Genomic DNA, 4,012 nt, shown 5'->3' on the forward strand with positions numbered 1-4,012 from the left:
AACATATGTTGAAGGCCAAGGTTTTTCAGTTGTGCGTGAGTTCGTGGGTCACGGTATTCAACCAACTATGCACGAAGGACCATCTGTACCCCATTTTGGTGTAGCTGGAAAAGGACAACGTTTACGTGCTGGCATGACGATTACTATTGAACCAATGGTCAACACGGGTAAATGGCAATCACAAATGGACGCTAACGGTTGGACTGCACGCACAATTGACGGCGGACGTTCAGCGCAGTATGAGCATACCTTAGCCATCACTGAAGATGGCCCAATTATTTTAACGCAACAAAAAGATTAAATATCATAATGTAACCATTAAGGGCGGTCATGCAAACTTAATGGTTTTTTCACATATATAATTATTAAGATTTTTTAAATTGAAATGAAGTTAAATTTCATTATGCTATAATGTAAATTGGTATAGATTGCTTAAGTTTCACAAGATAAACCAGATATTTTTAGCAAAGAAAACCCAGCAATTTTCCTAATAATTCTCCAGAGGAGCGCTTATGACAAAGCAAGATAATCAAAATAATCAAGCCCCTAGTCGCCGCGATAATAAAAAAGTGAATTCATTCAATTTAAAGGCTCTTAGATCCTCAAAATGGTTACCTAAAGAAAAGAAAACCTATTGGATTTTAGGTGCCGCGGCTGTGGTAGTCGTTATATGTGCGATTGCTTTTAAAGTATATGCTGATATTTCAGGATTCGGTTCTGATATTTATGAGGATGTGAATTCAGCGCAACTTCGTGATGCAGATGCCCAATTAAAAAATGGCGAACCGATTACTATTTTACTAACAGGTCTTGATAGTGGAGCGCTTTATTACGAGGATGTTGAGGAGACGCGGACGGATGTAATGATGGTCTTCACCATTAATCCAAAGACCAACGAATCAACTGTCGTTTCTATTCCAAGGGATGCCTTAGGGGTCCAAAGTGATACGGATGAATTTGATAAATTAAACCACGCTTATATGAATTATGATGGGATTGAAGGGACAATCAACTCCCTACAACGCTATTTAGATATGCCAATTGATTATTATGTGAATGTCAATATGCAAGGGTTTATGGACGTGATTGATGCCTTGGGTGGTGTGGATATTACACCAACCTTAACTTTTACACAAAATGACGTTTCATTTACAGAAGACGAAACACGCACCTTATCTGGCATAGAAGCAATGCAATACGTACGGATGCGTAAATCGGATCCTGAAGGTGATATTGGTCGTGAAAAACGACAACAGCAATTAATCGAAGCGGTAGTAGATAAGGTCATTTCACTTGGAACAATTACCAATTACAATGACATCTTAGATGCCGTAGGTGATGATATTAAAACAAATATTACAGTGGATAATATGTTTGCCTTGCAGTCAAATTACTTAGCAGCCATGGATAATTTAAATAAATTAGTCTTTGATGACTATGTTGACCTAAACCTTGATTTTGGTTATTACATGTTAATTCCAGAATTAGAGCGTTTAGAAAATGTATCCATCATGCAAGACAATATCGATTATGAAGCAACTAATTCAGCCATCGTTTATCCTGTAGAGTATGGGGTGGAATCAACCTACTTCCCAGTGTCTGACTTGAATTGGGACGGCGTCTTAACAGATGATGAGATGGCCATTCAACCAGGGGTATATTCAAGAGAAGACTTGAATGAACTGGTCAAATATATCTTTGGTTATTCAATTAATGACTACTTAGAATCAACAGGGAACACAGACTTGATCGATGAAAATGAAGATCAAACGATTCCAACCACTTTAGATGATGAATTGCTAGAACATATTACTGCTGGCTTTGACCCAAGTGGTACTGTGACTGAGGATACAAGTAGTGACTTGGATACATACGGTGACCCAACTATGGAAGAAGACACGGGAACATATTACGATTCATCTACTTATTCGGAAACATCCGATTATACAGATACATATAGCGATACTTATAGTGATGAAGCGCCGGCAACATCAGAATCAATGACAGTACCTGAAGAAATCGTGCCGGAAACGAGTCAAGAAGCACCGGTTACATCTGAAGAACCCGTGACCGATACACCTGTTGAAGAAACTACCGTTACAGAATAAATCATAAGAATAATAAAAAGCATAAAAATTTGTAAAAGTTTTTATATCTATCTTTGAGGAGGAGGGATTATATGGCAAATAGAGAAAGTCGCCATCGCAGAAGTCAAAGGGAAGCGTATCATGGGGAGCGTCCTCGTAAGAAACGTCGTGGATTATTGGGTTGTTTTGGTTGGGTATTGTTAGCCTTTTTAATTATTGGGGGCGGGATTCTTGCTTACTCATACTACCGAATTGACCAAACAGGAGACGCTATTTATCAACCTGCGGACGCTGATGGTGCTGAACCGGTAGAAGAAGTCCGTGAAGAAGAAGTGACTGTTTCGGATAAAGAGCCAATTTCTATTTTACTCATGGGGATGGACTCAGGGGGGACAAGAACGACTGGTGAACAAAATACTGATGTGATGATTCTTGTGACCATTAACCCGAATACACAAACTGCTAAGATGGTATCCATTCCACGTGATACTTACGTTTCAAGTATTGATTTCAAGATTAACGGTGCTTATGCCATGGCCGGTGGGGCATCTGGTTCAATCAATGCAGTTCAAAACCTATTGAACGTGCCGGTTGACTACTATGCCTTAGTGAATATGACGGGTATGATGAACATCATCGATGCAATTGGTGGGGTATCCTTATACAATGATTTCAGTTTCTCTCAAGATGAATATACCTTCCAAGAAGGTCAAATTACCCTGGAGACAGGTGCTGAAGCCCTAGCATACGTTCGTAACCGTTACGATGATCCAGATGGTGACTATGGTCGTGCTGACCGTCAACGCCAAGTCCTATTAGCCATCTTAGACAAGTATTCTGATGTATCTAATATTGGGTCTCTAGGTAGCTTATTTGATACAGTACAAGCCAATGTGGTTACTGACTTAACTGTTTCAGATATGACCCAATTAGCCTTGAACTACCGAATTGATTCTGAAAATGTTGAATCTACTACTTTAGTGGGTACGGGCGATATGTCGACAGGTATTTACTACAATATCTTATCTGAATCGCAAATTTCAGAAACCTCTGCAGAACTTAGAGATCATTTAGAATTAGAATAACTTTATGCTTGTAAAATGGGAGTCGTGTGTAGTGCACGGCTTCTTTTTTACGGAAAAATTCTGTTTAGCTGGCATGAATAACGTATAATATAGGTAAGAATGATACATGAGGAGGAATTTTAAATGATCGGTGTAATTGGTAGTATTTCAACAGATTTCGTTGTGACGACAAACCGTGTGCCAAAGCAAGGTGAAACGGTTTATGGTCAAGCTTTTGAAACAACTTTTGGTGGTAAAGGAGCCAACCAAGCGGTAGCAGCAGCAAGACTAGGTGGACAGGTGCAAATGTTTGGTTGCGTTGGTGGCGACCAATTTGGACAAGAAACTAAGGCTAACTTAGCGCGAAATGGTGTGGATGTGACAGCTGTTAAAACAATTGAAAATACGACAACAGGTTCAGCGCATATTACCGTTTTTGAAGGGGATAATGCCATCGTTTATGTGCCTGGTGCTAACCAAGAAGTCACCGTTGACTACTTGAAATCAGTGGAAGCGGACTTGTTAACTTGTACCTATTTTGTGATTCAAAATGAAATCCCTATGCCATCTATTCAATACTTAATCGATTTGGCAGAGGCACATGACATTAAGGTGACTTATGATCCAGCGCCTTTTATTGAGATTGATAAGGCCTATTTAGAGAAAGTGGATTATTTATTGCCAAATGAAACAGAAGCTAAAGAGATGTTTGGTGATTTGGATACGGATGTATTATTGGGCCAATATCCAGCCCAGTTATTGGTTACAATGGGTGGTGACGGGGTCCGTTACCATGATGGAGAAATGGCTGTCCATGTGCCAGCGATTAAAGGGAATGTAGTGGATACAACGGGTGCTGGC

The 4,012-nt window shown here is 39.7% G+C and carries 4 protein-coding genes; all 4 read left to right on the forward strand.

All coding sequences use genetic code 11. The annotated features are described in order from the left end of the window. The coding region (locus ACRCJ0_RS10150) for a M24 family metallopeptidase (protein WP_431390360.1) at positions 1-301 on the forward strand (301 nt) is incomplete at its 5' end. Positions 302-512: 211 nt separating this feature from the next. Further along, entirely contained in the window at positions 513-2,108 is a 1,596-nt protein-coding gene (locus ACRCJ0_RS10155; protein WP_431390361.1) for an LCP family protein, read from the forward strand. Between the two features lie 71 nt (positions 2,109-2,179). Continuing rightward, a complete protein-coding gene (locus ACRCJ0_RS10160) occupies positions 2,180-3,172 on the forward strand; it encodes an LCP family protein (RefSeq protein ID WP_431390362.1) in 993 nt (330 codons plus the stop codon). A gap of 123 nt (positions 3,173-3,295) precedes the next feature. Further along, the coding region (locus ACRCJ0_RS10165) for a ribokinase (protein ID WP_431390363.1) at positions 3,296-4,012 on the forward strand (717 nt) is incomplete at its 3' end.

The sequence above is a fragment of the Aerococcus sp. L_32 genome, from assembly GCF_050689315.1.

Coding starts and splice junctions, on each gene's coding strand:
- ACRCJ0_RS10155 (WP_431390361.1), top strand. CDS start 513: ATGACAAAGCAAGATAATCAAAATAATCAAGCCCCTAGTCGCCGCGAT.
- ACRCJ0_RS10160 (WP_431390362.1), top strand. CDS start 2,180: ATGGCAAATAGAGAAAGTCGCCATCGCAGAAGTCAAAGGGAAGCGTAT.